This window comes from Curtobacterium poinsettiae (genome assembly GCF_047226435.1).
GTDB classification, from domain to species: domain Bacteria; phylum Actinomycetota; class Actinomycetes; order Actinomycetales; family Microbacteriaceae; genus Curtobacterium; species Curtobacterium poinsettiae.
The window spans coordinates 1,585,759-1,612,209 of sequence record NZ_CP178434.1 but is presented as its reverse complement, the minus strand read 5'-3'; the positions used below and the strand labels follow the sequence as shown (position 1 = coordinate 1,612,209).

General features: G+C 71.2%; 27 protein-coding genes. 18 read left to right on the top strand and 9 right to left on the bottom strand.

Translation table 11 applies throughout. The annotated features are described in order from the left end of the window. Positions 1-76: 76 nt before the first annotated feature. Together ACL00U_RS07625 and ACL00U_RS07620 are read left to right on the top strand one after the other, a co-directional pair. Complete coding sequence (locus ACL00U_RS07625; protein WP_307359357.1) at positions 77-727, top strand: 2'-5' RNA ligase family protein; 651 nt, start codon at positions 77-79, stop codon at positions 725-727. A gap of 2 nt (positions 728-729) precedes the next feature. Then, positions 730-1,749: a LacI family DNA-binding transcriptional regulator gene (locus ACL00U_RS07620; RefSeq protein WP_412874015.1), complete on the top strand. Its 1,020-nt coding sequence runs from the start codon at positions 730-732 to the stop codon at positions 1,747-1,749. Positions 1,750-1,842: 93 nt separating this feature from the next. Here ACL00U_RS07620 and ACL00U_RS07615 read toward each other — a convergent pair whose 3' ends face one another. After that, complete coding sequence (locus ACL00U_RS07615) at positions 1,843-2,742, bottom strand: inositol monophosphatase family protein (protein WP_412874014.1); 900 nt, start codon at positions 2,740-2,742, stop codon at positions 1,843-1,845. A gap of 241 nt (positions 2,743-2,983) precedes the next feature. Between ACL00U_RS07615 and ACL00U_RS07610 the strand changes: the two genes are divergently transcribed. From ACL00U_RS07610 to ACL00U_RS07595, 4 genes are all read left to right on the top strand, one after another. Beyond that, positions 2,984-3,970, top strand: a complete 987-nt coding sequence (locus ACL00U_RS07610) for a carbohydrate ABC transporter permease (RefSeq protein ID WP_017885686.1) — start codon at positions 2,984-2,986, stop codon at positions 3,968-3,970. Continuing rightward, positions 3,970-4,800, top strand: coding sequence for a carbohydrate ABC transporter permease (locus ACL00U_RS07605; RefSeq protein ID WP_017885687.1), 831 nt, complete (start codon positions 3,970-3,972; stop codon positions 4,798-4,800). Before ACL00U_RS07610 ends, ACL00U_RS07605 begins: the two co-directional genes overlap by 1 nt. A gap of 56 nt (positions 4,801-4,856) precedes the next feature. Next, complete coding sequence (locus tag ACL00U_RS07600) at positions 4,857-6,194, top strand: ABC transporter substrate-binding protein (RefSeq protein WP_017885688.1); 1,338 nt, start codon at positions 4,857-4,859, stop codon at positions 6,192-6,194. Between the two features lie 122 nt (positions 6,195-6,316). After that, entirely contained in the window at positions 6,317-7,510 is a 1,194-nt protein-coding gene (locus tag ACL00U_RS07595) for a glycosyltransferase (RefSeq protein WP_051067346.1), read from the top strand. Positions 7,511-7,954: 444 nt separating this feature from the next. Here ACL00U_RS07595 and ACL00U_RS07590 read toward each other — a convergent pair whose 3' ends face one another. Continuing rightward, positions 7,955-8,473: a GrpB family protein gene (locus tag ACL00U_RS07590; RefSeq protein WP_161598062.1), complete on the bottom strand. Its 519-nt coding sequence runs from the start codon at positions 8,471-8,473 to the stop codon at positions 7,955-7,957. 65 nt (positions 8,474-8,538) lie between these two features. Then, positions 8,539-8,811, bottom strand: coding sequence for a hypothetical protein (locus tag ACL00U_RS07585; RefSeq protein WP_139179685.1), 273 nt, complete (start codon positions 8,809-8,811; stop codon positions 8,539-8,541). 309 nt (positions 8,812-9,120) lie between these two features. Between ACL00U_RS07585 and ACL00U_RS07580 the strand changes: the two genes are divergently transcribed. The 6 genes from ACL00U_RS07580 (at position 9,121) to eno (ending at position 13,220) form a co-directional block, all read left to right on the top strand. Continuing rightward, the gene (locus ACL00U_RS07580; RefSeq protein ID WP_031259090.1) at positions 9,121-9,627 is read left to right on the top strand and encodes a universal stress protein; all 507 of its coding nucleotides are present in this window, start codon (positions 9,121-9,123) and stop codon (positions 9,625-9,627) included. Then, positions 9,612-10,367 carry a 2,3-bisphosphoglycerate-dependent phosphoglycerate mutase gene (locus ACL00U_RS07575; protein WP_017885692.1) on the top strand — a complete coding sequence of 252 codons (756 nt, stop codon included), beginning with the start codon at positions 9,612-9,614 and terminating at the stop codon, positions 10,365-10,367. The genes ACL00U_RS07580 and ACL00U_RS07575 overlap by 16 nt, the downstream gene beginning before the upstream one ends. Beyond that, complete coding sequence (locus ACL00U_RS07570; RefSeq protein WP_175470743.1) at positions 10,364-10,867, top strand: FluC/FEX family fluoride channel; 504 nt, start codon at positions 10,364-10,366, stop codon at positions 10,865-10,867. The genes ACL00U_RS07575 and ACL00U_RS07570 overlap by 4 nt, the downstream gene beginning before the upstream one ends. Next, a complete protein-coding gene (locus ACL00U_RS07565) occupies positions 10,864-11,235 on the top strand; it encodes a fluoride efflux transporter FluC (RefSeq protein WP_017885694.1) in 372 nt (123 codons plus the stop codon). Before ACL00U_RS07570 ends, ACL00U_RS07565 begins: the two co-directional genes overlap by 4 nt. A 26-nt stretch (positions 11,236-11,261) precedes the next feature. Then, positions 11,262-11,747, top strand: coding sequence for an inorganic diphosphatase (locus tag ACL00U_RS07560; RefSeq protein WP_017885695.1), 486 nt, complete (start codon positions 11,262-11,264; stop codon positions 11,745-11,747). 138 nt (positions 11,748-11,885) lie between these two features. Beyond that, on the top strand, positions 11,886-13,220 hold the full coding sequence (gene eno / locus ACL00U_RS07555; RefSeq protein ID WP_017885696.1) for a phosphopyruvate hydratase: 1,335 nt from the start codon (positions 11,886-11,888) through the stop codon (positions 13,218-13,220). Here eno and ACL00U_RS07550 read toward each other — a convergent pair. Next, entirely contained in the window at positions 13,205-14,131 is a 927-nt protein-coding gene (locus tag ACL00U_RS07550) for a LysR substrate-binding domain-containing protein (protein WP_017885697.1), read from the bottom strand. The two genes, eno and ACL00U_RS07550, sit on opposite strands and share 16 nt — an antisense overlap. 207 nt (positions 14,132-14,338) lie before the next feature. On the opposite strand from ACL00U_RS07550, the gene ACL00U_RS07545 reads away from it, so the two are divergent. The 3 genes from ACL00U_RS07545 (at position 14,339) to ACL00U_RS07535 (ending at position 16,679) form a co-directional block, all read left to right on the top strand. Further along, positions 14,339-15,367 (top strand): TDT family transporter, encoded by a 1,029-nt coding sequence (locus ACL00U_RS07545; RefSeq protein WP_017885698.1) that lies wholly within the window; start codon positions 14,339-14,341, stop codon positions 15,365-15,367. Next, positions 15,364-15,936 (top strand): uracil-DNA glycosylase, encoded by a 573-nt coding sequence (locus ACL00U_RS07540; RefSeq protein ID WP_042538953.1) that lies wholly within the window; start codon positions 15,364-15,366, stop codon positions 15,934-15,936. Before ACL00U_RS07545 ends, ACL00U_RS07540 begins: the two co-directional genes overlap by 4 nt. Positions 15,937-16,031: 95 nt before the next feature. Beyond that, positions 16,032-16,679 carry a recombinase family protein gene (locus ACL00U_RS07535; protein ID WP_056068369.1) on the top strand — a complete coding sequence of 216 codons (648 nt, stop codon included), beginning with the start codon at positions 16,032-16,034 and terminating at the stop codon, positions 16,677-16,679. 105 nt (positions 16,680-16,784) lie between these two features. Here ACL00U_RS07535 and ACL00U_RS07530 read toward each other — a convergent pair whose 3' ends face one another. Continuing rightward, positions 16,785-17,627: a hypothetical protein gene (locus ACL00U_RS07530; protein WP_259575366.1), complete on the bottom strand. Its 843-nt coding sequence runs from the start codon at positions 17,625-17,627 to the stop codon at positions 16,785-16,787. Between the two features lie 132 nt (positions 17,628-17,759). On the opposite strand from ACL00U_RS07530, the gene ACL00U_RS07525 reads away from it, so the two are divergent. After that, a complete protein-coding gene (locus ACL00U_RS07525; RefSeq protein ID WP_139179712.1) occupies positions 17,760-18,272 on the top strand; it encodes a hypothetical protein in 513 nt (170 codons plus the stop codon). Positions 18,273-18,287: 15 nt separating this feature from the next. On the opposite strand, the gene ACL00U_RS07520 is transcribed toward ACL00U_RS07525, so the two are convergent. From ACL00U_RS07520 to ACL00U_RS07510, 3 genes are all read right to left on the bottom strand, one after another. After that, a complete protein-coding gene (locus ACL00U_RS07520; protein ID WP_259552407.1) occupies positions 18,288-19,661 on the bottom strand; it encodes a cation:dicarboxylate symporter family transporter in 1,374 nt (457 codons plus the stop codon). 176 nt (positions 19,662-19,837) lie between these two features. Beyond that, positions 19,838-20,830 (bottom strand): endonuclease/exonuclease/phosphatase family protein, encoded by a 993-nt coding sequence (locus ACL00U_RS07515; RefSeq protein ID WP_412874013.1) that lies wholly within the window; start codon positions 20,828-20,830, stop codon positions 19,838-19,840. A gap of 210 nt (positions 20,831-21,040) precedes the next feature. Beyond that, positions 21,041-21,727 carry a hypothetical protein gene (locus ACL00U_RS07510; RefSeq protein ID WP_412874012.1) on the bottom strand — a complete coding sequence of 229 codons (687 nt, stop codon included), beginning with the start codon at positions 21,725-21,727 and terminating at the stop codon, positions 21,041-21,043. Between the two features lie 132 nt (positions 21,728-21,859). Between ACL00U_RS07510 and ACL00U_RS07505 the strand changes: the two genes are divergently transcribed. Continuing rightward, positions 21,860-23,197 (top strand): nucleotide disphospho-sugar-binding domain-containing protein, encoded by a 1,338-nt coding sequence (locus ACL00U_RS07505; RefSeq protein ID WP_412874011.1) that lies wholly within the window; start codon positions 21,860-21,862, stop codon positions 23,195-23,197. 84 nt (positions 23,198-23,281) lie between these two features. Here ACL00U_RS07505 and ACL00U_RS07500 read toward each other — a convergent pair whose 3' ends face one another. After that, positions 23,282-24,031 carry a GntR family transcriptional regulator gene (locus ACL00U_RS07500; protein WP_017885707.1) on the bottom strand — a complete coding sequence of 250 codons (750 nt, stop codon included), beginning with the start codon at positions 24,029-24,031 and terminating at the stop codon, positions 23,282-23,284. Positions 24,032-24,272: 241 nt separating this feature from the next. On the opposite strand from ACL00U_RS07500, the gene ACL00U_RS07495 reads away from it, so the two are divergent. After that, positions 24,273-26,444 (top strand): phosphocholine-specific phospholipase C, encoded by a 2,172-nt coding sequence (locus ACL00U_RS07495; RefSeq protein ID WP_412874010.1) that lies wholly within the window; start codon positions 24,273-24,275, stop codon positions 26,442-26,444. Positions 26,445-26,451 lie beyond the last annotated feature (7 nt).

The following is a 26,451-nucleotide window of genomic DNA, read 5'->3' as shown; positions in this document are numbered from 1 at the left end:
GGGCCGCTCCGGTCGATCATGGGGAACGTTCCCGACGATCGGGAACGTTCCCCATCGACCGACCCCGGACGGACCCATGCCCCAGAACGTCACCGCCAAACTGCCGCGCGACCCGAGCGACCCCTACCGCCACGGCATCTACCTGCGCCCGGACGCCCGCACCTGCCGCGCCGTCACGGTCGTCACCGACCAGCTCCGCGCGCAGTACGGCCTGGTGTCCGCCGGCGCCTTCCCGCCGCACGCCACGCTCGTCGGCAGCCAGCCGTTCGGCAGCAACGAGGACCAGGTCATCGCGGCCGTCACGGCACTGCTCGGCTCTCGCCCGGCGTTCGACGTCCACAACGCCGGTGTCCGCGAGCAGGGCATCGGGTTCGTCTACGACGTCGCGACGCGGCCCGACGGCTCCCACAACGACGACTTCGTCCGGCTCGCCGCCGACATCGATGCCGCGGTCGCTCCGTTCCGGCAGCCGATGCAGGTCCCGCCGTCGAACGACTACGACCCGGAGCACTACCGCGCGCACCTCTCGCTCGCCTCGCACGACCTGTACGTCCGCCCGGACCTGCACGACGAGGTGGGCGCGTACATCCACGAACTCGACGTCGACGTGCCGACCGGGTTCCGCGGCGACACCGTCGTGCTCTACCGCACCGCGAGCCCGGACTGGTCCGGCCGCTGGTGGCAGACGATGACCTGGGAGCACGTCCACACCTGGAAGCTCGCCTGACCGTGGCCGCCACCCTCCGCGACGTCGCCGAGCGCTGCGCTGTCTCGCGATCGCTCGTGTCACTCGCCCTGCGGGGCGACGACGGTGTGTCGCGACCACGTCGGGAACTCGCGGTGCGGACGGCGGACGAGCTGGGCCTCCCGGTCGGCACGCTCGCCCGGCGACGCGCGCAGGGCGCGCCGCTCGTGCTCGGCGTGCTGGTCACCGAAGCCGCGAACCCGTTCCACGACGAAGCGCTCCGGAGCGCACGCGCGACAGCCGAGACCCTGGGGTTCGCGCTCCGCGTCGTGGACGGGTTCCGTGACCCCGCCCGGCTGGCCGACGGCCTGGAGGCCCTGCACGCCTCCCGCGGGTCGGCCGGAGGCGTCCTCGGGGTCGCGGTCCTGAGCAGCCGGGTCGCCCCGGCACGGCTCGCTGCGGTCGCGCGCGACCTGCCGGTCGCGGTCCTCGGCTCGAGCGGGTCGGGTCTCGCCGGACTCGGACTCGACACCGTGCGCGCCGACGAGGAATCGGGCATGCGCCACCTGGTGCACCACCTCGCCGCACTCGGGCACCGGCGCACGTGTTTCGTGGCGGAGTCGGACCACCCCTCGACGACCCGTCGCGCCGTCGCGCACGCCACGGTCTCGGCGCAGCTCGGCCGACCCGGTGACCACCGTGTCGACGACGTCGAGGCCCTGGCGGCGGACCCGGCGCGGATCGCCCGGCACCTGGGCGACGGGGTGACGGCGTTCGTCGCGACGAACGACGCGACCGCGGCGCGGCTCGTGGCGATCGCCGACGGCGCGGGACTCGCGCTCCCCCGGATGGCGGCGGTGACCGGGTTCGACGGCACCGGTCTCGGCGAACGGCTCGACCTGACGAGCGTCGACCAGCCGCGGGTCCGGATGGGCGCACGGGCGGTGGAGCTCGTCGTCGAACGGCTGCGCGGGCGACGCGGTGACCGCCACGAGGTCCTGCCGACGCGCCTGCTGCAGCGGGGGTCGACGGCACGGGCGGTCGCCGGGCACCAGGTCGGCTGAGCACCGCGACGCCGCCGACGGCGCGGCCGGCGGCGGATCGGTCCAGTGGGCGATGCGGTTCAGTGGGCGGTGCCGCTCGGTCGGCGGTGCGGCTCAGCCAGCGGTCGGGTCGGCGGCGGTTCGATCGGCGGCGGCTGCAGCGTCCGTGGAGGTCATCGCCGACAGGTCCTGCACCCGACGGACCAGCTCGGCGTGCGATCCCCCGGCGCCGGCAGCGACGTAGTCGTCGGCCAGGTGCGCACGGTCGACGGGCTGGCCCCCGCGGAAGCCCCGGAACCACCCACCGGCCCGCTCGAGCACCAGTGCCCCGGCGGCGACGTCCCAGGGGTGCGTGGCGAAGCCCATCGTGGCGTCCGACCACCCCGCAGCGACGTGCACCAGGTTGAGGGCGCCGCTGCCGAGGCTGTGGTGGTGGCGGTACCGCACCGTCAGGTCACGCAGCAGGTCGAACGCCGCGGCCTCGCCGAGCAGGTCGAGGTCCTGCTGCACCGGGAAGCTCGTCAGCACCGTCGCGGCGTCGTCGGGGCCGGACGACGAGTGCATCGGCGCACCGTCGAGCCAGGCTCCGTCGTCGTCCGCCGCGAACACGTGGTCGGCGACCGGGTCGAAGACCACCCCCGCGACGACCACGCCGTCGACCTCGGCCGCGATCGAGATGCACCAGTACGCGAGTCCGCGGGCGAAGTTCGCCGTGCCGTCGATCGGGTCGACGATCCACCGCACCACGGCGTCCCCGGTGGTGTCGGCGCTGCCGGGGCCGCCGGTGGTGCCGCCTTCTTCGCCGAGCACGACGGAACCCGGCACCGCCGCGGTGAGCACCGCGGTGATCGCCTCTTCGGCCGCGCGGTCGTGCAGGGTCACCACGTCGTGCGCATCGCGCTTCGTGCTGATCGTCATCGGGGCGCGGAACACGGCGAGGAGGTCGGGCGCGACGGCACGCGCGGCATCCTCGGCGATCACCCGGAGCGTCTGGGGAGCAGGAACGGTTCGCATGGTCCCCGGTTGTACGACGTCGAGGCCCCTGGACGGCGAACCACGCCGGTCGTCGGCCCGAACCGCAGGTGAACGGGTGGGTGCGAACGGTGAACGGCGGCTCTCCGCCGACGGAGGGGTTGAACGCCGCGTGAACGGGTGACGGCGGGTGATCGACGCGCCTTGACCCGTCTCCGGCACCCGCCGCAGAGTGGAGTCGTTCCCGGATAGGGAACGTTCCCTACTCGGAGGTGTCCGCCCCATGACGGTCCCCGTCACGTCCGGCCTGCTCGCCGGTCCCCCGCGTACCGCGGGATCGCCCCGGCCGCCGCAGTCGCGGCGTCCAGCACGGGCGGCCCGGTCGGCCCGGTCGTCGTTGCGCTCCGACCGACGGCTCGGTCTGGTGCTCCTCGCACCGGCGCTGCTCGCGTTCGCGGTCTTCGTCTTCTACCCGCTCGGCCGGGTCCTGGTCCTCAGCACCCAGGGCACCGACATCTTCGGCCAGCCGGCCGGCTCGGTCGGGCTGCAGAACTACGTCCGCACGTTCACCGACCCCGCGTTCGGACGGACGATGCTGACCACGGCCGTCTTCTGTGTCGGCGTGGTCGCCGGGCGGATCGTGTTCGGGCTGCTCGTCGTCGTGCCGCTCACCGTGAAGCTCCGCGGTCTGCCGGTGTTCCGAGCACTCCTGACCGCGCCGATGGTCGTCTCCGTGTCGGCCGGGTCCGTCGCGTTCGCGGCGATGCTCGCCCCCGGCAACGGGCTGTTGAACACGGTGATCACGCAGTTCGGCGGGGCACCCGTCCCGTTCCTGACGAGCACGCAGTGGGCCCTGGCGAGCGTCATCGTCGTCACGATCTGGGGGTCGCTCGGGTTCACCGTGCTGCTCCTGCTCGGAGCGTTCGGCGCCATCGACCAGGACGTCATCGAGGCCGCGCACCTCGACGGGGCCGGCCCCGTCCGGACACTGTGGTCGATCTCGTTGCCACTCGTCACCCCGACGCTCTTCTTCGTGGTCGTGACCGGCACCGTCGAGGCGTTGACGACCTTCGGACAGATCCAGATCCTGACCGGTGGCGGTCCAGCCGACTCGTCGAAGACCCTCGTCTACGCCATCTACCAGCAGGCGTTCGGCTCGGGCAGCGCGAACTTCGGCCTCGCCGCCGCGCTCGGGGTCGTGCTGTTCCTGCTGGTCCTGGGGCTGTCGATCGTGCAGTTCGGCGTGCTCGAGAAGCGGGTGAACTACTGATGCGCCCCGTCACCGTCCGCCGGCTCCGGAGCGCCTTCGTCTACGCCTGGCTCGTCATCGCGGTCGTCGTCGTCTGCTTCCCCCTGTACTACGTGTTCGAGGGCGCACTCACCCCGACCCGGTACCTGGACCAGGGCCTCGCCGGTCTCGTCCCGATCCACCTGACGCTCGACAACATCGTCCGCGCCACGCAGGTCGTCCCGCTCGGAGCGCAGTTCCTGAACAGCGTCGTCGTCACCCTCGCCCAGACGGTGCTGCAGGTCGTCATCGGCATCATGACCGCCTACGCGCTCGTGTTCTGCCGGCTCCGCGGCACCCGTGCCCTGTTCCTCGTCCTGCTCGCCAGCCTGATGATCCCCGGCGAGACGACCCTGATCGCGAACTACCTGACCGTGGCGTCCTGGCACCTCATCGACACGCTCCTGGTCGTCTTCCTGCCGTTCGTGGCCTCGGCGCTGACGATCTTCCTGTTCCGCCAGGCGTTCCTGAGCTTCCCCGACGAGCTGCGGGAAGCCGCGGTCCTCGACGGCGCCGGGCACTTCCGGTTCATCCGGTCCATGCTGCTGCCGCTCACCCGCCCGACGCTCGTCTCGGTCACGCTCGTGAGCGCGACGGCCGCGTGGAACGGGTTCTTCTGGCCGCTCCTCGTCACCAACTCGCCCGAGCACCGCACCGTGCAGGTCGGCATCGCCCAGCTGTCCGACGCCGAGGCCGCCGACATCGGCGTGGTCCTGGCCGGCGCCGCCATGGTGACCCTCCCCGTCCTCGTCCTGGTCCTCGTCGCCCAGCGGTTCCTCGCCGGTGGCCTCACCGCCGGCGCACTCAAGTGACGACGCACACGTTCCCCTCCCCGATCCCCGCCCGCCCCGCACCCGAAGGACGCACCATGCCCACTCGTCGTTCCACCGCCCTCACCGCACTCGCCACCGGCGCCGTCGCGGTCCTCGCCCTGACCGGATGCTCCACGTCGAGCTCGGCGTCGGAGCGCTCCGGCCCCGTCACCGTCGACTTCTGGCACGCCATGTCCGGTCCGGCGGCGACCGAACTCGACGCCCTCGTCGCACGCTTCAACAAGCAGAACGACCAGCACATCACCGTCAAGTCGTCGTTCCAGGGCGACTACGCGGCCGTCCAGACGAAGTACACGGCGGCGGTGCAGTCCGGCTCCACGCCCGACCTGCTCATGATGAACGACGTGTCGACCGGCTTCATGATCGACTCCGGCCAGACGGTGTCCCCCGCGACGGTGAGCGGCTCGACGTCGAGGACCGACACGATGGCACCGGCCGTCTCGACCTACTACAGCGACGGCAAGTCGCTCGCGGCGATGCCGTTCTCGGTCTCGATGCCCGTGCTCTACCTGAACAAGGCACTCGTCGCGAAGGCCGGCCTCGACGCTGCGAAGCCGCCGAAGACGCTGGCCCAGGTCGCGACCTGGGCCGAGAAGATCCACGCCGCGACCGGTGGCTACGGCATGAGCATGAACATGGGCGACTCGTGGATGCTCGAGGAACTGAGTGCCTCGGGCGGCCAGCCGTTCTGCACGCCGGACAACGGCCGGAAGGGCAAGCCCGTCACCGGCGTCTCGCTCACCTCGGACACCCAGGTGCAGTTCATGAGCACGCTGCAGAAGCTGTACCAGGACGGCGCCGCCCTGAACCCCGGCACCGACTCGACCGTGCAGAACTCGGCGTTCTCGAGCGACAAGGTCGGGATGCTGCTGACCTCGTCCGGCGCGTACACGACCGTCGACCCGGACGGCTCCAAGTCGGTCGTCGCCCGGTTCCCCACCACGTCGGACTCCGACGACGCCGGCCAGGTCATCGGCGGCAACGCCCTGTGGATCTCCGGCAAGGGCCACTCGACCGCCGAGCAGAAGGCGTCGTACACGTTCGCCAAGTGGCTCCAGAGTCCCGACGTGCAGGCCGAGTGGGCGAAGGCGACCGGCTACGTCGCGATGAACACCGACTCCGCGAAGACCACCGTCGGCAAGCGCTCCCTGTCCGACCCGAACATCGCCACCATGTACCAGCAGCTCACCGACGACCCCACGAGCGTCGCAGCGGCCGGCTGCATCACCGGCGCGTTCCCGACGGTCCGTGCCACCGTCATCGGAGCCTTCAACCGCATCGTCGAGGGTGCCGACGTCGAGTCGACGATGCAGGACGCGGAACAGCAGGCCGGCAAGCAGATCGCGTCCTACAACGAGGCCGCCGGCAAGTGAGCACGGTCGACGCGTGAGCGCCCCGCGAGGCTGACCAAGGGTTCATGGAGCACGGCCGCCGTTCGCCATACGGTTGTCTGACGAAGCGGGCAGGCAGCCCGCACGACGATCGGAGCCCTGTGGTGTCTGCTGCGAACGGCCGGCCCGGCAACGGTGCTCCGGAACCCCTGCGCATCGTGTTCTCGTTCCCACGGGGACGCGGACACCTCGCACCGATGCTGCCGCTCGCCCGCGCGGCCAGCACTGCCGGACACCGGACGGCCCTGAGCGGCGCACGCGAGGCAGTCCTCGAACAGACCGGCTTCTCGCACCGGCAACCGCGGGACGTGGAGCTGCCGGCGAGCAGGCCGGGCACCGGCACCCTGACCCCGATCGACCCGAGCACGGTGCTCACCCGCGTCCCCCAGGTGTTCCTGGGGGACGCGGCCGCCGGTGCCGTCGTCGACGTCGGACGACTGGTCACACGGTGGACCGCTGACCTCGTGGTCTGCGGGGAGTTCGACTTCGGCGCGATGACCGCCGCCGAACGAGCCGGGGTGCCGTGCGTGGTGGTCCTGGCCTTCGCCTCGGCCGGCGGGACCTGGCGCGAAGCGGTGCGAGAGCCGCTCGAGGCGCTCCGTCGACGCGCGGGACTCGGGCCCGACCCGGAGCAGCACATGCTCGGCGGCGCGCTCACCGTCGTCCCGTTCCCGGCGTCGATGCGATCCGGGCGCGAGCTGCGTGGCCCGGTGATCCGGATGCGACCGGACACCTGGTCGTCACCCCCGTCGGACGCCGCGGCGTGGTTGGCCGCCGGCGACGGACCCCGCGTCTACGTCACGCTCGGCACCGAGTTCAACACGAAGTCCGGCGACCTGTTCGCTCGGCTGATCGACGCGCTCGCCACCCTGCCTGCGCGGATCCTCGTGACGACCGGACCCTGGGTCGACCCGACGACCTTCCCGGTGCCGGCGGGTCCGGGGACGATCCGGGTCGAGCAGTACGTGCCGCAGGACTCGGTGCTCGGGCTCGTGGACCTGGTCGTGAACCACGGCGGATCCGGATCGGTGACCGGGGCGCTCGCGCACGGGGTGCCCCTGCTGGTCCTGCCGCTCGGTGCGGACCAGTTGCCGAACGGCGGCTGCGTCGAGGCCCTGGGCGCCGGACTCGTCCTCGACGCCGCGACGGCGACCGCGGAGGACATCCGCACCACCGCGTCGCGGCTCCTGACCGACCCGGCGTTCCGCGTCGCCGCCGGACGGATCCGGACCGAGATCGCTGCCGGCGAGACCCCGGCCGTCGTGCTGGACGCCGTCGAGCGCCTGGTCGGTGGGTGAGCGCGCACCGCGGTGACGAGCGCCGATCAGCCCGATGCTCGGCGCACCAGGCACGTGTGAGGACGGCGTCTCGCCCGTCCTTCGGAAGGATGCACTCCCCTTCCGCTCGGCCCGCTCGTTGCACCGGGCCAACAGGTTGGGTCCGAGAGTCCCCGATTCGACCCTCACACGGCGCGAGGGCAGAACGTGGAGCCCGTCAGCAACCACTACGACGCCTTTGCGATGAGCCCGGTCCCCGCTCCCAGCCCTGACGCCGTCGCTGCCAGCGAGGTCGCCGCTGTGGTGCGTTTGGCGCCCCTTCACCGGGCATTTTTGCGGGACAGGCATGCGGCAACACCCCCGGTCAGGCGGCAGTACACAACAGAGGCTGTCGAAGGCGGCAACTGTCATGGAGCGGTGAACCACCGCCTTACGGGCACGTTCTGCCGCCCGCCAGACACACCACTATTTGTCGTAGACCGGTACGGAAGGAAGACCTCGGTCAGCTCGGGCACGATCAACGATGGACTGGATGACTGCCGTCTTGGCTGCGTTATACGAAGCTCCGCGCTGCTGAGCTCCCTCTGCGGCAGCAACTTTCGCCGCCTCGTAACGCCTCATGTCCTCGGGGTGGTTGAGGAGCCAATCCCGCAAGATGCGCTGGTTGTTGTGCTCCCATTCGTCTGCCGTGAAGAAGTGCGCGATACGAAGTCTTCGCCCGTCGCGCTCGAAGACCATCACGGGATGGGAACGCACGCTGCTTCCAAGTTCCCATCCGCCAGCTTCCAAGCGCTGGCGGTGGGCCTCGAAGTCCGCGCCGTCGCAGACCCGGACTGCAAGATCGATGATTGGCTTCGCGGCCAGACCAGGAACAGAGGTCGAGCCGATGTGCTCGACGAGCCAAACACTGTTCCCCAGCTTCTGGATCTCCTCAGCGGCAGCCTCGAATTGGTGTGGCCAGGACGGATCGTACGGAACGAGCACAGTTCGCACTCTAGATCCCGCTGCCGTCGAGCCGCTGCCCGGCCACCGATCGGTCTGCGGGACGATCAGCGACCGAACTTGCCGGTGGTTCGCTTGGACTCCCATCGATCGAGCTGGTGCAGCTCATTCCGAGAGTGCCCGACCGCGGCCATGGCCTCCTTGATGCGCGCGAGCGACAGGTCTGCGGCGGCCGCTTGTTCCAACAGCCGCGGCATCATCTCGTCGCTCTGGCCGTTGCGATCCCACCCGTTGTTGCCGATGAAGTGCAGCGTCTCGAGAAGGTCGCGCTGCTGGTTGGTGAAACCGATCCAAGAGAGATCAGCAGGAGGGGTCGTCATGACTCGATTCTGCTGGTCCACTCCGGTGTTCGATGACCGATCGTCCACCGGACACTCCGAGATCTGCGCCAGCCCCCCCCCCCCGGAATCCGTCTGTGGGCAGCTTCGCTCCGTGTCGTCGGAATCGCTTCCTTCGGTGTCGGGACGTCACGGGTGCGCGAGACGGCTCGCGTGACGAGGGGTTCGGGTGCATACTGGTGGTGTCTTCGGACCCGGTAGTGGGGCTTGCCGGACCCAACCTCGACAGTTGTCGACAACAGTCCCTATCTCAGCTGGTCGCGTTTCTGCGCGCCTGAGGTAGGGAGTGTCATGACAGCACCAATAGGTACCGGACCGGTCGTCGTCGGTGTCCTACCCGGCCTCGCGCCGGCGGTGATCGAGGTTGCGTCGTCCATCGCGCGGCGCTTCGGTACGACGCTGGTGTGCGTCAGCGTGGATGCGTCGCTCATCGATGCCGGTACGCGCTCGGACGGGTCGGTGATGGCGGAACCGATCGACCCTGACACCGCTGACACGACACCGCAGGGCTTGTCTGACAGTGACGAGGCGGCAGTACGTGCTGCCGCAACGACCTACGGCGTCGACGTCACGTTCGTTGCCGGTGTCGGGGATCCGAGCCGGGCATTGTCGCAGGTGGCCGAAGACCGCGACGCGGCGATGCTGGTCGTCGGGGCCAGGACGGGAGCGGGTCGAATCGCGGAGTTCTTCACGGGGTCGGTCGCGGCACGACTGACCCATCGACAGCACCGTTCAGTGCTCGTGGTGCCCGTTGATCCGGTCGGGTTCGATGCCCCGCTGCCGTGGGACACCCCGTGACCGGCCAGCTTGTTCTGCTCCGCCACGGACAGAGCACTGCGAACGATGCCGGCACCTTCACCGGCTTGCGAGACGTCGCGCTGACCGAACAGGGCACCGCCGAAGCGAATCGGGCTGGGTTGCTGCTCCTGCATGCGGGCATCCGACCGGACCTCGTGCTCACGTCGACGCTCGAGCGGGCGCTCCACACGGCGGAGCTCGTCACCGACGTCGTCGGACGTGATGCGCCGATCGAGTCGTCGTGGCGGTTGAACGAGCGGAACTACGGCGCACTCACCGGCATGTCCAAGCAGAGTACGCAAGCGGCGTTGGGGGCGGAGCAGTTCTTCGCTGTTCGCCGGACCCGCACGGGTCGGCCGCCACGCATGTCGATCCGCGCGTGGTTGGCGCTCCGGCGGACGCCGGCGCTTCGTGGACTGCCGTGGGCGGCAGTTCGTCGAACCGAGACACTGTCCGACGTCATCCTCCGGGTCCGACCCGTCCTGTCGGACCGAATCACCCCGGCACTCCGCGACGGGCAGACAGTGCTCGTCGTCGCGCACGGCAACTCATTGCGGGCACTGTGTGCCTGCATGGACGGCCTGACCGACGGTGAGCTCGCGGACCTGAACCTCCCCACGGGCGAACCCCTGGTCTACCGGTTCGACGGCGACGGTGGGTTCTGTCCGCGGGGTGGGGAGTACCTGCATCCGGCAGCACGAGCAGCAGCGGCAGCGGTCGCTGCGGAAGGTGGAACATGACCTCCAGAACGGACACGGACCTGCCCGATGGGCAGCTCCCGCCCGACCCGGACATCGACGCCGATGACCCGGAACGTATCGCCAGGCCAGTGCATCTGCGGTGGCGGTACCTCGGTGTCGTCGCACTCGGCGGCGCCATCGGTACCGCCGCACGTGACGGACTCAGCACCGCGTTCCCCGCTCAGCACGGGGTGTCCTGGGCGATCTTCTGGATCAACATCGCCGGCGCGCTCCTACTCGGTGTGCTGCTGGAACACCTCGCGCATCGCGGACCTGACGAAGGGCGCCGCCGGGCACTGCGCCTGCTTCTGGGAACCGGTGTCCTCGGCGGGTTCACCACCTACAGCACCCTCGCGACCAGCACCGCGGTGTTGTTCCTCGCCGGCCGCGGGTTGTCCGGCACCGGGTACGGGCTCCTGACGGTCCTGGCCGGCGCGATCGCCACCGGGAGCGGCCTCGCGATCGCGGGCTTGGTCCGACCGAACGGAGCCACATCATGAGCGCCCTGGCATTCCTCAGCGTCGCTGTCGCTGGCGGCGTCGGCGCGGCCGCACGGTTCTTCGTGGATGGTGCGATCAACCGGGGTCGGCAGTTCCGGCTCCCGGTCGGGACGCTGACGATCAACATCACCGGCTCGTTCCTGCTGGGCTTGATCACCGGCGCCGCCGGTCACCTCGGCGCTACCCCCGTCGCGCTGCTCGGAACCGGGCTCATGGGTGGCTACACCACGTTCAGCACCGCCAGCTTCGAGACCGTCCGCCTCGCACGCACCGGCCGCACCACCGCGGCTGCCGTGAACGGGCTCGGGATGCTCGTCGTCTCCGTCGCCGCAGCCGCCGGGGGCGTCACCCTCGGCACCCTCACTTGACCATCCGACTGGGAGAAGAACAGCTCATGCACTTCGACATCACGATCGAGATCCCCCGCGGCAGCGGCAACAAGTACGAGGTCGACCACGCCACCGGACGGATCCGCCTGGACCGGGCGGTGTTCACCAGCATGGTGTTCCCGCAGGACTACGGCTCGATCGACGACACGCTCGGCGATGACGGCGACCCCCTCGACGCACTCGTGCTGCTGCCCCGGCCCACGTTCCCCGGCGTCGTCGTCGACGTCCGCCCGGTCGGGATGCTCCGCATGGTCGACGAGAACGGCGGCGATGACAAGATCCTCACCGTCCCCGCCGGAGACGTCCGCTTCGACCACGTCCAGGACATCTCCGACGTCGCCGAGCCGGTCTTGGCGGAGATCGAGCACTTCTTCGCCCACTACAAGGAGATCGAGCACGGCAAGCACGTCACCACCAGCGGGTGGGCGAACCGTGTCGACGCCGAAGCCATCATCCGCTCCGCACAGGAACGGTTCACCCCGCACCCCTGACCGGCACCCGCGCACCATCCAGTGCGCGCCCTGAACCGCCGTGGGGAGGCAACTGGCGCCCAGTGATCGCCAGGAGGTCGTCCCTCCGCCTCCCCGCGGCCCACACCAGCACGACCAACCCGAAAGGCGACAACCGCCATGAACGACTACATCAGCAACGTCCACCACACCACCCACCATCAGGGCGAGTACGTGACCCACACCAGCCGCCCCGTCACCATCAGAAGCCTGCACGGCTCCCGGATCCTCGACTCCCGCGGCTGCCCGACGATCCAGGTGCGTCTCGAGCTCGAGGACGGCACCGTCGTCACCGGTGACGCCCCCGCAGGCGCATCGACCGGCGCGCATGAGGCTGTCGAGCTTCGCGACGGCGGCAGCAGCTACGGCGGCCGCGACGTGAGCCAGGCGCTGCACCTCATCGCGACGGACGTCGCACCGATGATCACCGGTCAGTCGTGGACCTCGATCGGGCAGGTCGACGCCGCCCTCGCTGCCCTCGACGGCACCCCGAACTACCGCCGGCTCGGTGCGAACAGTGTCGTCGCGACCTCGATCGCCCTGGCACGCGCTCTCGCCGCCGCAGCGGAGCTGCCGCTCTGGCGTTGGATCGCAGACGTCACCGGCAGCACGCCCCGCCTGCCCGTCCCGCACTTCAACGTGCTCAACGGCGGAGCGCACGCAGCGAACGCGCTCGACTTCCAGGAGTTCATGATCGCCCCGGTGAACGCCGACACCATGACCGACGCGGTTCGGATCGGGTCGGACGTGTACCACGCACTGGCGGCACTGGTCCGGGAACGGTTCGGCAGTCTCGGTCTCGGGGACGAAGGCGGCTTCGCCCCATCGATCGCCGCGCCCGAGGAGGCCCTCGACCTCCTCGTCGCCGCGATCAGTGCCGCTGGCTACGAGCCCGGCGTCGACACCGTCGCGATCGCACTCGACCCGGCGGCGAACGAGTTCGCGCTCGGCGACGGTAGCTACCGGGTCGTGGATCGCCGTCTCGACCGCGCAGGCATGGTCGACTACTACCGCGACCTCACCAGCCGGTATCCGATCCGGAGCATCGAAGACGGCTTCTCCGAAGATGACCACGGCGGCTGGAAGGCGATGTCGTCCGCGCTCGGCGGCATGCTCCAGATCGTCGGCGACGATCTCTACGTCACCGATCCACAGCGCATCCGCGACGGCGGGAAGGACGGGCTCTCGAACGCAGCGCTCATCAAGCCGAACCAGATCGGCACCGTCTCCCAGACCCTCGACGCGATCGGCGTCGCACGCTCGCTCGGGATGCGGAGCATGGTGTCGCACCGGTCCGGAGAGACCACCGACACGTTCATCGCGGACCTCGTCGTCGGCACCGGAACCGGGCAGATCAAGTCAGGCGCCCCCGCCCGCGGAGAACGCGTCGCGAAGTACAACCGGCTCACCGAGATCGCGGAGAACAATCCGGAGCTGCCCTACGGGCTGCGCTGACCCCGACCGGTCACCTCGTGGGCGACGCGCAGGAAAGCAGAAACAGCTGGCTGGGGCTCTCCCGACCAGATCGCCCGCAACGGCCGGGCAAGTGGCGCTCCAGAGAGCGGGACCCGCACCAGCGACCCGTCGTTGATGTCGGCGGCGACCGTGCGAAGGCTCATCACCGCCGGTGCAATCCCAGCCTGCGCGTTCGCCCGGATGATGCTCGTGGTCTCCAGCACCGCGGCCGGAACCGACATGTTCAAACCGGCCTCCCTGAGCCATGCGGCGAGGGTCGCGCGAGTCCCGGAACCTTCTTCCCGCAGGAGCAGAGCCGTCGCCGCCAGGACCTCCGCACTGATCCCGGTCGACCGAGCCCAGGGATGGCCCGGCGCAACGACGACCGCGAGCTCATCGTCCGCGATCACCTGCGCGGACACACCTGCTGCCGTCACCGGGGTTTCCGTGAACCCGAGGTTCGCGCCACCCGACTGCACGAGGTCCGTCACCGCGGCGGAGTTGCCCGCGATCAAACGCACCCGCACGTCGGGTTCACGGCGTCGGAATTCGAGCAGCCAGCCCGGCAGCAGCAGCTCCGCGATCGTCTGTGACGCTGCGACGACGAGCGAACCCGTGGGAGCCCGCAGCGCAGCCACTCCTGCCTCGAGGTGGCGAGACCCGTCGAGGACCGGTCCGGCCAGCCCGACGACGAGCCGGCCGGTCTCGGTCAGCACCGACCCCGTGGTCGAGCGGTGCACCAACAAGTGGCCGACCATGCGCTCGGCGACCCGGATCCGAGCAGACACTGCCTGTTGCGTGACGCCGAGCGCTCCAGCGGCAGCGGAGAAGGAGCCGGTCTCGGCGACGCATGCGAGCGCGTCGAGTGTGTCGAGGTCGAACGTTCGGTCCGTGAGTCGCCGTAGTGCCACAACCAACGATTGTGCCCCGCCAAGAGGTTCCCGGTACCGCCAGAGGCAGGATTCGCGCAGGCTTGGCCCATGACAACGCTCCGCACCGACCCTGCACCCGCGAACGGTAGCCAGCTGCCCCAACGGCCGCAGACGACGTTGTTCCGTGACCTGGAGCGGCCAGGCCTGATCGTGTCGAATCTCACACCGAACTGGTTCGCATCAATCATGGGCACTGGGATCGTCGCTGTCGCAGCTGCGTCACTCCCACTGCAGTTCCCCGGTCTGCGCATCGCGGCGACGGTCGTGTGGGCGATCGCCGCGGTGCTCCTCGTCGCCCTCACGATCGCGACGGTGCTGCACTGGATCCGCTACCGGAGCACCGCAGCCAGGCACCACCTCAACCCGGTCATCTCCCACTTCTACGGCGCACCACCGATGGCGTTCCTCACCGTCGGCGCCGGGACACTCCTGCTCGGCAAGGACTGGGTCGGCCTGCCCGCCGCCGTCACCATCGACTGGGTCCTGTGGACCATCGGCACCATCGGAGGGCTGCTCACGGCAGTCCTGGTGCCGTACCTGGCGTTCATCCGCCACGAGAACAAGCCCGACTCCGCGTTCGGCGGCTGGCTGATGCCCATCGTCCCGCCGATGGTGTCCGCCTCCACCGGCGCCCTGCTGCTGCCGTACGCTCCCGCCGGACAGGCGCGGGAGACGCTGCTGTGGTCCTGCTACGGCTTCTTCGGGCTCAGTCTCGTGACGTCGCTGGTCGTGATCACGCTGATCTGGAACCGGCTCGCGCACCACAAGGTCGGGGCCGCCGGCATGGTGCCGACCCTGTGGATCGTCCTCGGACCCGTCGGACAATCCATCACGGCGGTGAACCTCCTCGCATCGAACGCACCCACCGTCGTCGACGCATCCACCGCCCACGCGCTCCTCGTCGTGGCGCTGGTGTACGGGTTCGCGATGCTCGGCTTCGCGCTGCTGTGGACCGTCATCGCCCTCGCGGTCACCGTCCGGACCGCCCGCGAACACCTGCCGTTCAGCCTGACCTGGTGGTCGTTCACGTTCCCCGTCGGCACCTGCGTCACCGGACTCAACGGGCTCGCCCTGCACTCAGGCCTGACCGTCGTTGCCGTCCTCGCCGTCATCTACTACGCCGGCCTCGTCGCCGCATGGATCACCGTTGCCCTTCGCACCTTTCACGGATCCGTCATCCGTGGCACCCTGCTGGCACCGCCACAGCCGTCATGAGTACCCCCGAGGAACTCGCTGACGTTCGATCGCTGAACGGTCTTGCGGAGACGTGGCGGACCGCGCCCGACGGCAGCCGACGGTTCGTCCCGAGCTTCGACCCACGATCCGGCGGCAGATCCAGCCGCGTCCTGGTCCTGATGCAGTCGCCCGGCCCCCAGACCATCGCCGCAGCGCACGCAGCCATCTGCAGCGAGGACAACCCGGGCCCGACCGCGGCCGCGTTCCGAGCAGCCCGTATCGAGTCAGGGCTCGCACGCGGCGAGTACGTCCGCTGGAACCTCATCCCATGGGAACTGCCCGACCGCGTGCGACTCGCGGACGTCGACGAGGGGCGGCATGCCCTTGCCACACTGCTCGCGGCGCTGCCCGCTCTCACTGCGATCGTCACGTACGGGGCCGTCGCCCTCGACGGCGTCATGCGACACCTCACCCTGGACGAGCACCCCCGACTCCTCCCGGTCATCGCAGCACCACATCCGTCTCCCGCCAACGGCCGCCATCGCTCGGAACAACACTTCCGTTCCGTGCAAGCACTCCGGCTCGCCGCGCGAGCGCGACCCACGTAACAAACACCTCCGATTCCGCTGCACCGGAGCTTGAGCAGGTCGGAGCGTGGCTCAGACCGGCGTGTCTTGGAGCGAAACCCAGTTCCTGCATCCACGTGCCGCTACCGCGCCGGTCGGTCGAGTTTCGCTCCGTTCTCCTCACGGGTCACCTCCTCGGGTACGCGCGCGTGTCCACCACCGACCAGGACGCGTCGCTGCAGATCGATGTGCTCAACGCCGTCGGCTGCTGCCGCGTGTTCGTCGACACCATCTCCGGCTCGCTCCGACACCCGCCCGAGCTCGACAAGCTCCTCGACCAGCTCCGCGCCGGCGACACCCTCGTCGTCTGGCGGCTCGATCGGCAAGGTCGCTCCATCCGGCACCTCATCGACCACCTGCACGCCCTCGCTGAGCGCGGCAGCGGGCTCCGCTCGCTGCAGGAGACCATCGACACCACCTCGCCCGGCGGGCGGCTCGTGTTCCACGTCTTCGCCGCACTGGCGGAGTTCGAACGGGACCTCAGCAAGGAACGCACGAACGCCGGCCGTGCCGCCGCCCGAGCCCGCGGCCGGACCGGTGGCCGTCCGTCGCGGCTCTCCGTGGACCAGGTGCGCACCGCGCGCCGGCTCGACGAGCAGCAAGCGATGACCGTCGCGCAGATCGGCGACGTCCTCCGCGTCAGCCCCACCACCATCTACCGGGCTCTCGGCCGTCACACTGAACCAGTCACCGCGAGGCGGTCCAGGCCCGCACCCAACCTGTAGCCAGCGCTGGGACGCGCGCGACTGAGCCCGACACCGACCGCCGCGAAAACGACGACACAGAGCGAACCCGCTCACAGCCCGGAGGCCCCACCACGGCATGAGCCCTCAGCGCACCAGGCAGATCGTGCGGAAGTCGACGTCCGGTCCGGGCCGCGTGTACGACGAGGTGCTCTCGAGCCAGTCGGCTGTGGGTGAGATCTGGTCGGGGACCAGGTCCGCCTCGGAGCGGGCACCGATGCCCTCGGACTCCCAGTACGCGCGGACGCGGTCCACGTCGCGGTTCGCACCCTCGATCATCGTGTGGTCCTCGGGCAGGAGCTCCTTGCCGTCGGCGTCGGTGTACTCCCCCGGGGCGTACCAGTACGTCCACCGCACCCCCTGGTGGGCGTTCGACAGCTTGCACTCCTCGCTGTACGCACCACCGGCTCGCTTGCCATCGCGGTAGGCGGACTTCCGGTCGCCGCCGAGGATCCGCACGGTGCGGTCCCCGATCCGTTCGAGTGTGGCCCCGGCGTCGCCGTCGGCGAAGTGCCGCTCGGCGGCGGTCGCCGGCTGCGCCCACTGCCGGGCGTCGGCGGCCATGCTCCGCACCTGTGACGTCAGGACCAGACCGTTCCACGGCACGGCGATGACCAGCACGACGATCGCCGCGACCACGGCGGCCAGCGAATGCCGCGGTTCGCGCCGGCGAGCCCGGACCTGCACGACGACCACCACCGCCGGGATCCCCACGGCCAGCACCGCCCCGATCACCAGTCGGGTCAGCACGCCCCCTGGGCCGAGCCGGTCGTCCGTCGACCCGAAGTCACGCTCCAGGTACGCCCCGATCTGGACCACCCAACTCACGACGAACAGCACCGGCAACACGAGCGCGATGGCGATCGCGTTGCCCCGTCCCGTCGTCGGGCCCGTCCCGTGGTCGCGCCAGTCCTGCTGTTCCGTGCTCATGTCCGCCCCGCCCCCGTGGTGTCGGGACCATCCTGCCAGCAGAACGCACCACCGGCCCCGCGACCGTCGCCTCCGTTCCACCCCCGAAGCGGTGGTGCCGCAGCGGCACCGGTTGCTGCCAAGATGACCGACGTGACCACGACCACTCCCCACGCCGATCCCGACGCCGCTGCCGGCGACTTCGAAGGCGGATGGTTCCGCATCGACGACGACGTGGAGCACCTGGACTACCTGGTGTGGCGCCCCGCCACGGACACCGACGCCGCTGCTGCAGCCCCGGGCCCGGCCGCCGTCATCGTCGGCGGCGAACCGCGTGAGCACATCGGTTCGACGCTCCCGCTGGCGCAGCTGCCGGAACTCGACGCGGCACGTCAGCGCACCGTGCGGAAGCTCTGGAGCAGTCTGATCAACCTCGTCGTGGGCGCGATCGTCATCACGGTGCTCGAGCTGTCCGGGCTGCCCTGGCGAACGGATCTCGGCAGACAGCTCCTGATCGGACTCGGGACGATCCTGCCGACCACGTCGCTCTGCACCGCGATCTGGTGGCGCATCACCCGTGACCCCTCGGGCGCAGTCGTGCGCAAGATGGGCGGACACCGGACCCGCCAGCAGTACGACCAGCAGCGCGCCGTCCTCGACCGCTGACCGCGCCGCGGCCCCTCACCGAACCCGCGCCGTCGCCGTCACCGCGGCCGCACCCGCAGCACCCGAACCACCCGCAGCAGACTCCGGCTCCGACGACGGCCGGACCCCGCGCCCGGGCCGCAGCACCGCGTCCACCCGCTCACGGTCGAGCGCACCCTGCCACCGCGCCACCACCAGCGTCGCGACGCAGTTGCCGAGCAGGTTCACGCTCACCCGCATCGCGTCCATGATCCGGTCGGCGCCGAGCAGCAGCGCGACGCCCGCGACCGGGAACAGCCCGAGACTCGTCGCCGTCGCGGACAGCGCCAGGAACGACGACCCCGGCACCCCGGCCATGCCCTTCGACGTCAGCAGCAGCACCCCGAGCGCGGCGACCTGCTGCTCGAGCGTCAACGGCACCCCGAACGCCTGCGTCAGGAACAGCAGCGAGATCGACAGGTAGATCGCCGCCCCGTCCAGGTTGAACGAGTACCCCGTCGGCACGACGAGCCCGGCGACGCTCCGTGAGACGCCGACCTCGGTGAGCCGGGTGATCATCCGCGGCAGCACGGCCTCGGTCGACGCGGTGCCGAGGGCCAGCCCGAACTCGGCCCGGGTGTGCCACACGAACCGCCAGATCGGCACCCCGGACAGCAGCCGCCCACCGACGAGCAACGCCACGATGAACACCGCCGCGGCGCCGTAGCAGGCGGCGATGAGGAGTCCGTACGACCCCAGGGTGTCGATGCCGTACTGCCCCACCACGTACGCCATCGCGCCGAACGCACCGAGCGGCGACAGGCGCATGACCCAGCCCAGGATCCGGTAGACGACCTCGAGGCACAGGTCGAGCCCCCGGACCAGCGGCCGCGCACGCTCGCTCCCGATCGCGGCGATGGCCGCGCCGACGAACACCGCGAAGACGAGCACCTGCAGGATGTCGTTCGTCGCGAACGCGTTCACGACGCTCGACGGGATGAGGTCGAGGATGAAGGTGCCGGCGTCCGGAGCCGTGCCGCCCGCGGTCTTCGCCGCCACGGCCGAGGCGTCGAGCGACGACGGGTCGATCCGCAGGCCGGCGCCGGGGCGCACGAGGTTGCCGACCAGCAGACCGAACACGAGCGCACACGACGACGCGAGCAGGAAGTAGACCATCGCCTTGCCGGCGATCCGTCCCACCGACCGCAGGTCGCCGACGTGCACGATGCCGGTCACCACGACGATGAAGACGAGCGGCGCGATCACCATCTCGATCAGGCGGATGAACCCCTGCCCGACGACGTTGAGCACCGGCGCCGCGGCCGGGAAGCAGACCCCGACCGCGATGCCGAGGGCGACGCCGATCGCGATCTGCACGAACAGCGACTGGTACCAGCGAGCGGGGGCACGATCCGTGGTGGTGACGTCCATGCACCCACCCCACCGTGCGCGTGTTTCGACGACGTTGCGAGCCTGTTCCCACCTGACGCGCCCCACGCACGCCGAAACGGGCCGGAACAGGGCCCCGCGAACGCCGAAACAGGCCGGAACAAGGCCGCGCACGCCGAAGAACGGCCCCGCACGCCGAAACCGGGCCGTGGTCCGCCTCAGGTGCGCGTGACGACCGTCAGGGTGGGCCGGTGCCGGGCACCCGAGTGGTCCTCGGCCGTCAGCACGCTCCACGACCGGACGACACCGGCCGACGGACCGGCCGACGGACCGACCAGGGTGTGGTCGATCGGCATCGCCAGCCGCGGATCGAGCCACGTCGGCCACGTGCCGAGTGCCGCGGCGTGCACGGCCGACGCGGCGTCCCGGCACGACCCGAGGCGGCCGCCGTCGAAGCTGTCGACCGATCCGTTGAAGTCCCCCGACACGATGACGTCCGCGCCGCGGCCGCACTGCTCACCGATCCACCGCAGGTCGGTCCGCCAGCCCGCCAGGCCGCCGGGCAGCACCGGCTGCGGGGCGTGCACCGCGACGATCGTCGGGATCGACGGTCCGGACACCGTCATCGTCTTCACCGGGTCGACACCGGGACGCATCGATGCTCCGGAGGCCAGGTCGGCGCGGACGAGCACCGCCACCTGCGCGCCCTGCCGGCGCATGAACAGCCGCACCGGCCGACCGTGCTCGCCCATCGAACGCGCCACCGCGGCGGCAGCGCGTCGGTCCCCCGCGTCGGGCAGCACGACGACGTCCGCCCGTGCGGACAGCGCCGCCCGGGCGACACCCTGCGGACCGACGAGTCCCCCGTTGGTGTTCCACTCGAACACCCGGAGCGAGTCACCCGCACCGCTGACGGCCCCGACGTCCCACCCCCGCGCGCCGAGGACGGCCGTGTTGGCCACGGCGACGACGAGCACGACCACACCGACCGACGCGGCAACGAGTCGCACGCGACGCACGACGACGGCGACGAGCAGCAGCGCGAGGCCGACGGCGGCCAGCCCCACGGTCACGAGGGAACGTGCCGGCAGCACGGCGGCGAGCACCGGCGCTCGCCCGATCCCGAGCCACGGAGCGGTGACGAAGGCGACACCGACCAGCAGGGTCGCGACCACCACGGTGGTCCGGACAGCAGCCGCACGACGAGACACCCCTGGATCCTCGCGCACGGACCCCCTCGTCCGCCGGCGAACGGCGACGACGCGCTGAGGATCCTGCTGGGTCCCGGCACCGCAGCGGCGCGCGGCGCCAGCCCACGCCGTGGACCGCGTGACGACGGACGGGAGGCGCGACACCGGCCGGCACCGCGCCTCCCGTCCGCCACCGCGCACGTCGCGGGCCGCACGCGCGACCGCGGGCAGCTAGCTGCCGACCCCCTCGACCACGCCCCACACGAGCGCGCCGACCGTCACCAGGGTGCCGAGCACCGAGACGATCGCCGCGACGACGCCGAGCCGTCGCCCGCGACCCGGCCGCACGATCGCGACCACGGCCAGGATCGACGCGATGAACTGGAACGGCCACCCGAGCACGAACACCGACGGCCAGCAGCTGCAGTACAGGCCGGTCAGGGCGAAGAACAGCGCGAGCAGGGCGATGCCGAGCCGGTTCGCGCCGGCGTCGTCCGGCTCGCCGCCCACGCTGTCGGCGCCGTCGTCGAGCGGGCCGCCCGGGTACGGGTTGTCGGGCCGGAGCGCCTGCAGTGCCCGGATCCGCTCGGCGTCGAGCGCACCGTCGCGGGCACGGGCGGCATCGGCCAGCGCGAGGACGTCGTTGCCGTGCCCCGCGGCCTCGTGCTGGGCGACGGCCCACGCGAAGAGCGCGCGCTGTCGGGGGTCCGATCGGGTCGCCGCGTCGACCGCCCAGCCGAACGTGGTGAGGAAGAGCAGGCCGCCGAACGCGGTCAGGAGCCCGCGTCCCGGTTCGTCGGGATCCGCCAGGAAGAGCACGACGCTGCACGCCACCATCCCGACGCCGAGCAGGGCCGTCGCCCAGATCTGGCCGCGCCAGTAGCCGTTGCCCGAACTCGCCCCCGCGGGTGTGGTCATGCAGCGACCCTAACGCCCCGGTGCGGATGCTCGAGGACTCTCACCCATTCCCAGTCCGTGCCGCGCCACGCGCGTGCTCGCCGCACCTACGCTCCGAGCGTCCGGTCATCCCCAGCGTCGAAAAGCGGCCCCGTGTCCTCGTACCTGCTCTGTTCACCGCCCGTCTACGGCCACCTCGCGCCCCTCGTCGACGTCGGACGTGCCCTCGCGGTGCGCGGCCACGACATCACCGTGCTGACCGGCACCAAGTACCGCGAGCTCGTCGTCGGCGCGGGGCTCCGGTCCGCTGCGCTGCCGGCCGACGTCGACTTCGACGACGCCGACCTGCAGGAGCGGCTCGCCGACGCCAGTGCGGCACGCGGGATCGCGGTCGTCCGCGAGGGCATCATCGCCATGTTCGTCCGGGCGATCCCGTCGCAGTACCGGGAGCTGACGGCGCTGCTGGCAGCGGGGCGCTTCGACGCGGTGCTCGGCGAAGCGTCGTTCACCGGGCTCGCGCCGTACCTGGCCCTGCCGCCCGCGGAGCGTCTGCCCGTGCTCGGGATCGCGACCACCCCGGTGACGCTCACCAGCGTCGACGCGGCACCCTTCGGCACCGCGCTCCCCCCGGGTCGCGGGCCGGTGGCTCGCGCGCGCAACCGACTGCTCACGGCGGCGCTCCACCCCGTCCTCACCCGGCCGCTGCGTCGCGCGGTGGACGCCGTGCTCGCCGAGGTGGGGGCACCGCCGTCGACGATCGACACCTTCGACTTCGCGTACCGCGCGTTCGACACCCTGTTCCAGATGAGCGTCCGGGAGCTCGAGTACCCGCGCCGCGAGCTCCCGGACACGGTCCGGTTCGTCGGTCCGGTCGTGGCCCGTTCCGCGCCGACCTCCGCGGCCGACCTGCCCGCGTGGTGGGACGACCTGGACACCGACACCCCGGTGGTGCTCGTCACCCAGGGGACCATCGACACCGTCGACCTCGGCCGGCTCCTCGCGCCGACCCTGCGCGCCCTGGCGGACGAGGACGTCCTCGTCGTCGCGACCACGGGAGGCCGCCCGGTCGACCAGCTCGAGCGCGCACTCGGCACCGCCCTGCCCGCGAACGCCCGGGTGGCGACCTTCCTGCCCTACGACCAGCTGCTGCCGCGGTGCAGCGTCGTCGTGACGAACGGTGGGTTCGGCGGGGTGCAGCGCGCCCTCGCGCACGGCGTCCCGCTCGTGGTGGCCGGGTCGACCGAGGACAAGCCGGAGGTCGCCGCCCGGGTGGCCTGGGCCGGGTGCGGGCGGAACCTGCGTTCCGGGACACCACGGCCTCGGGCGATCCGTCGGGCCGTCCTCGAGGTCCTCAGCACGTCGACCCACCGCGCCCGCAGCCGGCAGGTGGCGGCGTCGATCGCGGCCCTGCCGGACCCCGTCGACGTCATCGAGGCCGGGCTGGCGGCGGCCGTCGCCGCGGCCACCGCGGGCGGCACCCAGCGACGCTGACCCCGCCTGCCGGCCCACGTCGTGGGGCTGCACGGAGACGGACAGGAGGCGCGGTGCCGGCTGGCACCGCGCCTCCTGTCCGTCTCATCCCGCGTCGTCGGGCCCGGCGCCGACCCGCGGTGCCGCTGCGGACGCCGTCCGGATCCGGAGCGGCACCGTCCCGGCGACGTACCGGTCGTCGCCGGCCTCGAGCGGTCGGCCGTCCTCGGCGGTGCTCGACCGGCGGACCTGCAGGAGCGCCGCCCCGGGCCGCACCCCGAGGAGCGCGGCGTCGGCGTCGTCCGCCAGCAGCGCGTCCACGGTGGTGACGGCGGAGCCGACCCGGATGCCGAACCGGTCCTGCAGGGTCGCGGACACCGACGTCTGCCCGCCCGGGATCGTCCGGATGACCGCGGCGACCCACGGCGCGTAGGCGGTGCGCTCGAGCATGACGTCGACGCCGTCCAGGGAGCGCACCCGCGCGACGTGCAGGACGGGCTCGTCGGGCGCGGCGTGGAACAACCGCCGCTCGCTCATCGTGGCGGGGCGCTCCTCGACCGCCACCACCCGACCACCCGGCTCGTGTCCCCTGGCCCGAGCCAGCTGACCGAACGACTCGAGCGCGCCGGCGTCGTGGCCGAGCGTCGCGGTCCGGACACGCCAACGGGACCCCGGACGCGCCGTCAGCACCTGCCGGTCGCGGAGCAGACCGAGGGCATTCCGCACGGTGCCGCGCGCCACCCCGTAGTCGGCGGCCAGGTCGTGCTCGCCCGGCAGGAGCCCGGTGGCGTCGAACTCACCGCGGAGCACCCGGTCGGCGAGGTCCTCGGCGAGGTCCCGGAACAGTGGTCGCACCCCGTGATCCTCCCCCGCCCCAGCTCCACCTGTCCAGGTGCGTCGGAGTTCTGGTGGCAGCCACCCTGAGATGACAGGGTCCTGCCACGGCGCACCTGGACAGGTCGATCCCGATTCCACCGGACGCGTTCACCCCGCTGCCACGACCGGGCCAGGCACGGTTCAGCGCACCTCGTTGTCATGCTGACGGGTGCTCTTCCCCCGCAGCGCCCGCACTCCCCACCGATCTGGAAGGCCCGCGATGAGCACGAGGAAGCCCGAACACGGCGCACCCGACGTCAGCCTGGACGCCGCACCACCGCTGACCCCGGACGCCGCGTACACCGCAGCGGTCCGCCCCGGTCTGAGCCGCCGCACGGTCCTGGTCGGCGGCGCGGCGGCGATCATGGCCGGCGTCGCCGCAGGCTCCGCGTTCGGACCGGGCGCGGCCGACCGTGCCAGCGCCGCGACCGCCCGTGCCGTCCCCACCGGCACGATCGCCGACGTCAAGCACGTCGTCGTGCTCATGCAGGAGAACCGGTCCTTCGACCACTACTACGGCACGATGCCCGGGGTCCGAGGGTTCTCCGACAAGCAGGCGCTCGAGCTGCCGACCGGACACGACGTCTTCCACCAGCCGGCAGCGGCCCGCACCGACGGCGGCGCCATGCTGCCGTTCCGGCTCGACACCACGCGGTTCAACGCGCAGAACGCCGACGGCCTCGACCACTCCTGGGGTGGCGGGCACACCGCGTGGAACGGCGGGGCCTGGAACCGGTGGGTCGACGCGAAGAGCGCCCAGACGATGGGCTACTTCACGAGCGAGGACATCCCCTACCAGCGCGCACTCGCCGGCGCCTTCACGGTCTGCGACGACTACCACTGCTCGCTCAACGGGCCGACGACGCCGAACCGCCTGTACCAGTGGTCCGGCACGATCGACCCCCGCGGCACCCAGGGCGGACCGGCGACCGACAACCCGGCGGACTACGAACCGGTGTTCGCCTGGACCACCTACGCCGAACGCCTGCAGGCGGCCGGGGTCACCTGGAAGACCTACGCCAACGACGAGGTCGGCGACAGCTCCGCCGACCCCTACGTCGGCGACTACGGCGACAACCCGCTCTGGCTGTTCGAGCAGTACCACCGCGCCCTCGCATCCTCGGACCCCGCCCAGCAGGAGCTCGCCGCGCGTGCCGGGCTGCACGACGGGTGGAAGCCGAACTCCGGCAAGGGCCTCGACGTCACCCACCTGCTCAGCCAGTTCGGGCAGGACTGCGCGACCAACAGCCTGCCCACCGTGTCGTACGTCGTCGCCCCCTACGGCTGGAGCGAGCACCCCGCGGCCAGCCCGGACTACGGCGCCCACTACACGAACGCCGTCGTGCAGGCACTCTTCAGCAACCCGGACACCTGGGCCTCGACCGTCCTGCTCGTCAACTACGACGAGAACGACGGCTACTTCGACCACGTCGTCCCCCCGTTCGCCGAACCGGGCACCCCGGACGAGTACGTCGACGGCCTGCCGATCGGCATGGGTGCCCGCGTGCCGATGACCGTGGTGTCCCCCTGGAGTCGTGGCGGGTGGGTCAACTCGCAGGTGGCGGACCACACCTCCGTGATCCAGTTCCTCGAACACGTCACGGGGGTCCGCGAGCCGAACATCTCCGACTGGCGACGGACAGTCTCCGGCGACCTGACCAGCTGCTTCGACTTCAGTGCCCCCGACCCGAGCATCCCGGGCGCCGACGTCGTCCCCGGCATCGAGCAGACCCGCGCGCTGGTCGCTGCCGCCGACGCCGACCAGGCCAAGCCGCCCATCGAGGAACCCGCGATCGGCGCGCAGACGGTGCCCGTCGAGGAGCCCGGCACAGTCCGCCGTCGGCCCCTGCCCTACCGACAGCACGCGGACGCGACCGTCGACCACCGCACCGGTCGGGTCACCGTGGCGCTCGCGAACGACGGCCGCCAGGGCGTCAACTTCCTGGTGTACCCGAACACCGCGATGCCGTTCGCCGCCCACCCGAAGACCGTCCCCGTGGGAGCGAGCGCCGACTGGGTGTGGGACACCACGACGACCGGCGGCGCGTACGACGTCAGCGTCTACGGACCCGACCGGTTCCTCCGGCGCTTCGCCGGGACCGTCACGGTCGGCGGCCGGGCGACCGGTGGTGTCCCGCACGTCTCCGTCGTCCGGGACACCCGCGGCCGGCGAACCCTGCAGCTCCTGCTCGAGAACACCGGCACGGGCGAACTCCGCTTCGAACTCGTGGCCAACGACTTCGTCGAGCACCGCGAGACCGCGCACGTCCGTGGGTCCGGGCACAAGACGATGCACTGGCCGCTCGACGAGTGGGGCTACTACGACGTGGTCGTCACCGCGGACGGTGTGCCCGGGTTCCGGTACCGGTTCGCCGGGCGCGCGGAGCGCTGACGCGAGC